This is a genomic window from Cobetia sp. (genome assembly GCF_983723665.1).
On the sequence record NZ_CFDJES010000151.1, the window covers coordinates 1 to 6,459 of the forward strand.

6 protein-coding genes are annotated in these 6,459 nt (G+C 63.8%); all 6 read right to left on the reverse strand.

Features of this window, described 5'->3' with window-relative positions; all coding sequences use genetic code 11:
* The coding region (locus tag AC4FAH_RS12565; RefSeq protein ID WP_490246137.1) for a flagellar biosynthesis protein FlhA at positions 1 to 1,342 on the reverse strand (1,342 nt) is incomplete at its 3' end.
* Positions 1,343 to 1,514: 172 nt separating this feature from the next.
* The gene (gene flhB / locus AC4FAH_RS12570; RefSeq protein ID WP_284726033.1) at positions 1,515 to 2,855 is read right to left on the reverse strand and encodes a flagellar biosynthesis protein FlhB; all 1,341 of its coding nucleotides are present in this window, start codon (positions 2,853 to 2,855) and stop codon (positions 1,515 to 1,517) included.
* Between the two features lie 235 nt (positions 2,856 to 3,090).
* Positions 3,091 to 3,849: a protein phosphatase CheZ gene (gene cheZ / locus AC4FAH_RS12575; protein WP_284726228.1), complete on the reverse strand. Its 759-nt coding sequence runs from the start codon at positions 3,847 to 3,849 to the stop codon at positions 3,091 to 3,093.
* Positions 3,850 to 3,978: 129 nt separating this feature from the next.
* Complete coding sequence (cheY, locus tag AC4FAH_RS12580; RefSeq protein WP_131432094.1) at positions 3,979 to 4,368, reverse strand: chemotaxis response regulator CheY; 390 nt, start codon at positions 4,366 to 4,368, stop codon at positions 3,979 to 3,981.
* A 167-nt stretch (positions 4,369 to 4,535) separates the two neighbouring features.
* Positions 4,536 to 5,756 (reverse strand): protein-glutamate methylesterase/protein-glutamine glutaminase, encoded by a 1,221-nt coding sequence (locus AC4FAH_RS12585; RefSeq protein WP_378080070.1) that lies wholly within the window; start codon positions 5,754 to 5,756, stop codon positions 4,536 to 4,538.
* 179 nt (positions 5,757 to 5,935) lie between these two features.
* Positions 5,936 to 6,459 (reverse strand): CheR family methyltransferase (locus tag AC4FAH_RS12590; protein WP_483417482.1); only part of this gene is annotated, 524 nt, incomplete at its 5' end.

The window sequence follows — 6,459 nt, forward strand, 5'->3', positions numbered from 1 at the left end:
TGCCCGGATTGATCGCCAGCCAGCGGCCCGGATAGGCCTCGCCCCGCCCGACCTCGGCACCCTTCAGGCTGATCACATACTGATTGGGCCCAAGCTCGAGGTTGTCGCGGATATGTATCACCGGCGGCAGGAACCCGATCTCCTGGGCGTACTTGCGACGCACTCCCTTGATGCGCGCCAGCAACTCACCGCCCTGGCGCATGTCGACCATAGCAATCAGGCGATGACCGACCTCCATCGCCAGCGGCTCCACCAGTCGCACATCATCCCAGCTGGCCTCGCTGACCTCCTGTACGGCCGCCGCAGGCGCGGGCGCCGCCTCTTCCTTCGCCTCGCTGCTGACCTCCTTCTCGCGCTGGGAGGCCCACCACCCCAGCCCCGCCAGCAGCAAGGTGAAGAGAATGAAGACCATGTTGGGCATGCCCGGTACCAGACCCAGCAGACCCATCACGCCAGCCGCCAACCACAGTACCTGCGAGCTCTTGAAAAGCTGGCCAATCATCTGCTGACCGACGTCTTCATTGGTATTGACCCGCGACACCATCACGCCTGCGGCGGTCGAGATGACCAGCGACGGAATCTGGGCCACCAGGCCATCGCCGATGGTCAGCAGCGTATAGGTGCGCGCCGCATCGGACATGCTCAGGTCGTGCTGCCCGACCCCGATGATCAGCCCGCCGATGATATTGACCACCATGATCACCAGCCCCGCCACCGCATCGCCACGCACGAACTTGCTGGCACCGTCCATCGAGCCGAAGAAATCGGATTCCTGCGACACTTCCCGGCGGCGCTCGCGCGCCTGGTCTTCGCCGATCAGGCCGGCGTTGAGATCGGCATCGATCGCCATCTGCTTGCCGGGCATGGCATCCAGCGTGAAGCGTGCGCCGACCTCGGCAATACGCCCGGCACCCTTGGTGATGACCATGAAGTTGATGATGACCAGAATCGAGAACACCACCAGACCGACGGCGAAGTTGCCGCCGACCAGAAACTGACCGAAGGCCTCGATGACCTTGCCCGCCGAGTCACCGCCGTTGTGACCTTCCAGCAGCACCACCCGCGTCGAGGCGACATTGAGCGACAGGCGCAGCAAGGTCGAGAACAGCAGCACCGCGGGGAAGGCCGAGAAATCCAGCGGCTTCTGCGCAAACATGCTGACCATCAGGATCATGATCGACAGCGCGATATTGAAGGTGAACAGCAGATCGAGAATGAAGGGCGCCAGCGGCAACACCATCATCGACAGGATCATCATGATCAGCAGCGGCCCGGCCAGCACCTTCAGCTGGCTGGAGGTGTTGAGCCCCACGCGGTCAAACAGTGTCAGCAAGGTATTCATGCAAGCGGCTCATCGATCGTGGAGGGCGTTGCGCGTGCTGCGCAGCGGCCCGGGCTTGGGGAGCAGAAATGGCGGTCGGTCATGGGGTTCGGTTGGCAGCATCAGCCAGCAGGACGGTTATCAAGTTCGGGCCTCAACTTCGATCATCCAAGTCGGTCATCAACTGCGGCCATCAACTTCCGACACGAGGATCCGTCGTCGCGCCACCGTCAGGCCCGGGCTTGGCGCTGGGTTGGAAGACCGCCCCGGCATCGGCGTCATCAGAATCATGATCAGAAGACATCGCGCCTGCGGCTGAAGCCTCAGCTTCGGCTGCCGGCTCCCCGTCATCACGCTCGGCGCCTGGCGGACCAGCCTCCTCAGCCGTCCCTTGCGCCTCCTCCGGCACCTGATACTCATCGGGAACGGACAGACCTGCCGGCAGACTCGGGCGCAGCCCACCCTGCTGGCGCGCCCGCTTGAGCCGCATCGCCCAGGCCAGCACCTCGGCGATCACCTGATAGAGCGCAATGGGAATTTCCTGCTCGAGATCGACATGGGTGTGCAGGGCACGCGCCAGGGGCGGCGCACTCAGCATCGGCACCCCGTTCGCCTCGCCCACTTCGCGAATGCGCAGCGCCACCTCATCACGCCCCTTGGCCACCACCCGCGGTGCGCGCATGTCGCCCTCGTGATAGACCAGCGCCACCGAGTAGTGCGTCGGATTGTTGACGATGACATCGGCAGTGGGTACGGCGCTCATCATGCGCGCACGCGCCATGGCCTGTTGCTGCTGACGGATGCGCGCCTTGATCTGCGGGTCGCCATCCGTCTCCTTGTGCTCGCGCTTGATCTCCTCGAGACTCATGCGCAGCTTCTTGGCGTGACTCCACAGCTGATACGGCACATCCATCAGCGTCGGCACGATCAGCATCAATATCGCCAGCGCCGTACAGCGCGCCACGATCGCCAGCGCATCCGCCATGGCGTTGCCCAGCGGCATCATCATCAGTGCCATCAATTCCTGGCGCTGGGCATGCAGATACATCACCACCACGCCACCGACCAGTATCGACTTGGCGATGGTCTTGAGCAGCTCGGCCAGCGCCTGGGAGGACACCATCCTGCCCAGCCCCTTGACGGGATTGAGCTTGCCCAGCGACGGCGACAGCGACTTGGTGGAGAACATCCAGCCGCCCAGCAGCACCGGGCCGACCAGCGCCAGCACCATTAGCAGGGCGAACAACGGCAACAGTGCCAGCAAGGCCTCCTGGCCCAGCATCAAGGCATTGGCCAGCATCACGCGACTGTCGAGTGCCTGAGCGCGATCAAAGCCGAACGAGGCGCCCAGTACTCGCTCCAGGGTGTCGCCAAGCGGCCCGGCCAACAGCCACAGGCCTGCCGCACCTCCGCCCAGCAACAGAAAGGTCGCCAGCTCCCGCGAGCGGGGCACCTGCCCTTCCTCGCGGGCCTTCTGTATTCGGTGGGGCGTGGCCTCTTCTGTCTTGTCGTCGCTGCTCTGCTCGTCAGCCACCGGCTACTCCGCTTGCCTGGGATCGCATCTACCTGAACTGCCGAGGAGCATGACGCTCGCTCACACTGGCGCGTACGGCGAACGCATCATGCCGAGAATGGGCCTCATTGTGCCAAGCACGGCGGGGATCAAAGCGTGGAATAGCGCCCAAAAACGCCCTTGCCCGCCTCACGGGACGTGGGCGGGCAAGGGGATGAAGAACAAGGACCAGCAGGTGCCACTACCGGGAAGTCGGCTAGAAACCGAGGCTATCCAGCAAGTCATCGACCTCATCCTGACTGGCGACTACCCCCGGTGCATCGGCTCGCACCTGGGGGCCATTGAGCAAGGCACCAGACTGGGCATCCCCGGCACTGGATGCTGCCTGCTCATCCAGCGCCGAGGCTGAAAGCTCTGCTGCCGAAAGCCCCGCAGCGGTCGCCGTGGTGGCGGCCTGCCCAGAAAACGCCATCGCCGAACGTGCATGACCCTCCGGGACATTGTCGAGCAGCAACTGCAACAGCTGCATCTCGATCTGCTGGATGACATCCATCATGCGCTTGATCACCTGACCGGTAAGGTCCTGGAAATCCTGCGCCATCATGATCTCGAGCAATTCGCTGTTGGTGGCGCTGGTCTGATCAGGCACCACGGCCAGATAGGCACGCGTGTCGATCACCAATTCACGCGCCTGATCCAGGGCCACCGGCTCGGCAAACCAGGCGTCCCAGCGCCCGCTGAGCGACTTCGCCTCACTGGCCAGGGCATCCTGCAGCGGCTGGGCCCGCTCACAGGCATTGAGGGCACGATCTGCCGCCTGCTCCGTCTTGCTGGCCACATAATTGAGGCGATCACGAGCATCGGGGATCGCCTCGGCAGCACGTTCGATCTCCCGATCCAGCCCCAGCTCACGCATGTTGTCGCGCAGCATGCGCGTCAGCTGGCCGATACGCCGAATCAGGTCTTCGCTGCTATCCCCCGTTCTGGCGAGGTTGGCTGCCCCATCGCGCGCCATCACACCAGGATCAGCGCCCGAGGATGACTGGGGTTCAGATGATGATTCCAGATGACTCATGACACCCTCCTTGATGTGACCAACGACGCTGACCGCGCCAGCCTTGCCTGACCAGCGCGGCCCGATGGCTCAGAGGCCGTGTTTCTCGAAGACCTTGCCCAGCTTCTCTTCCAGCACCGCCGCCGTGAAGGGCTTGACCACATAGCCACTGGCACCGGCCTGGGCGGCGGCGATGATGTTTTCCTTCTTGGCCTCAGCGGTGACCATCAGCACCGGCAACGTGGCCGTGGCGGGATTGGCACGCACGCGCCTGAGCATCTCGAGCCCATCGAGGTTGGGCATGTTCCAGTCGGAGATCACCAGCTCGAAGCTGCCTTGATTCAGGAACTCCAGGGCCTGTTGCCCATCTTCGGCTTCCTCCACATTGGTGAAGCCGAGCTCCTTGAGCAGGTTGCGCACGATCCGACGCATGGTGGGAAAGTCGTCGACGACGAGGATTCGCAGGTTCTTGTCGGCCATCAGCGGTCGGGCTCTCTTCCAGAATCACATGAGGGAACGGCTGAAAATTACAGCCTTGTGAGGGGGTTATCGGCCACGAGCCGGCAGACTTTACCCTCTGCGCCCATCTTCTCCTTGCCGGCAACTCACACCCACTTAACCTCCACGCCCAGGCAGATCGAAGCGGTCTAGACGCGTTGCGAACGCCCGGCCAGCTGCACCTGGTGGAGCAGATGCCCACTGATGCGACTCAACGGCAATACGCTTTGCGCGGCCCCGAGCTCGACGGCTTCCCGCGGCATGCCATAGACCACGCAGCTTTGCTCATCCTGGGCGATGGTGTGGGCGCCGGCTTCGCGCATCTGCAACAACCCCCGTGCGCCGTCGCGCCCCATGCCGGTGAGGATCACGCCCACGGCGTTGCGACCGGCCACCCGCGCCACGGAATCGAACAGCACATCCACCGATGGGCGGTGACGATTGACCGGCGGACGCTGATCGAGGGTGACCACATAGTTGGCCCCGCTGCGTGACAGCGTCAGGTGGGCGTCGCCAGGCGCGATATAGGCATGCCCCGGCAGGATGCGCTCACCGTGCGCAGCTTCCTTGACGGCGATACGACACAACCCATTGAGTCGCTCGGCGAACGAGCGCGTGAAGCCCGGCGGCATGTGCTGAGTCACCAGAATGGCCGGCGCATCCGCCGGCAACGACTGCAACACCGCGCGTATTGCCTCGGTCCCGCCGGTCGAGGCCCCCACCGCGATCAGCTTCTCGCTCGACAGCAATGGCCGGCGGCTGGCAGCAGCGGTCGCAGACGGACTGACCGTGTCCTGACTGACCGCACCCTGACTGACCGAAGCGGCGACTGACCTGTCTGCCAGACTGGACTGATATGGATTGGACTGAGGCAGGCTGGACTGAGCCGGATTGGATAGGGTCGAATTGAACAGAGCCGAGCCGGCCTGTGCACCGCCAGCAGATGGCAACGTCACGGCGCGACCCGCAGGCCGCACACGCGCCCGCGCGGCGGCGCGAATCTTGTCGGCAATCGTCTCGGCATACTCGAGCATGCCGCCACGTATTCCCAGGCGCGGTTTGGAGACGAAATCCACCGCACCCAACTCCAGCGCGCGCAGCGTGATTTCCCCGCCGCGCTCGGTCAGCGAAGACACCATCACCACCGGCATCGGCCGCAGGCGCATCAGGCGCTCGAGGAAGTCCAGCCCATCCATGCGCGGCATTTCCACATCCAGCGTCAGCACATCCGGCTCGTGACGCTTGATCAGGTCTCGCGCGACCAGCGGGTCCGGCGCGGTGGCCACGACCTGCATGTCAGGCTGGGCATTGATGATCTCGGCCATCAACTCACGGATCAGCGCGGAGTCATCGACACACAGCACACGAATGATGCGCCCCGTCCCGGCCTGGGGCGTGCCTGCGCCAGCAGCTGCACTTGAGTTCGAATCTGACCTTGAACCAGCATTTGACCTTGAGACCGAGCATGACGATGAAGCGGGGGTAGGCATCCAGACACTCCTGGAGAGTGGGTAAGGGAAAGGGAATCATCACCAGCCATCACGACGCATCACGCGCCCTCCGTCCGGCGGCGAGACAGGGTATAGACCGTCTGGCCGCGCAGCGTGAAGGCATCATTGAGCCATGAGAAATTCTCGGAATGACCGGCAAACAACAGTCCATCGGGCTTGAGCATCAGCGCGAAGCGGTCCAGCAGACGTGACTGGGTCTGCTTGTCGAAGTAGATCATCACGTTGCGACAGAAGATCACGTCAAAGCCGCTACCGAGGTCCCAGTGGCTATCCAGCAGATTCAGGTGGCGATAGCGCACCAGCTGCTTGATCTCCGGGCGCACCCTCACCTGCCCCTGGCGACTGCCGCTGCCACGCAGCATGAAGCGCTTGCAGCGTTGCTCACCCAGTTTGGCGATGCGCTCGAAGGGGTAGATGCCGAGTTCGGCTTCCCGCAGCGCATCCGTGTCGATATCGGTGGCGATCAGCTCGACCTGGTTCGCCGCGGCTCCCAACACCTCGCGCAGTACCATCGCGATGGAATAGGGCTCCTCCCCGGTCGAGGCGGCCGCACACCAGATAC

Coding starts and splice junctions, on each gene's coding strand:
- cheZ (WP_284726228.1), bottom strand. CDS start 3,849: ATGGCGCGCGATGGGGCAGCCAACCTCGCCAGAACGGGGGATAGCAGC.
- cheY (WP_131432094.1), bottom strand. CDS start 4,368: ATGGCCGACAAGAACCTGCGAATCCTCGTCGTCGACGACTTTCCCACC.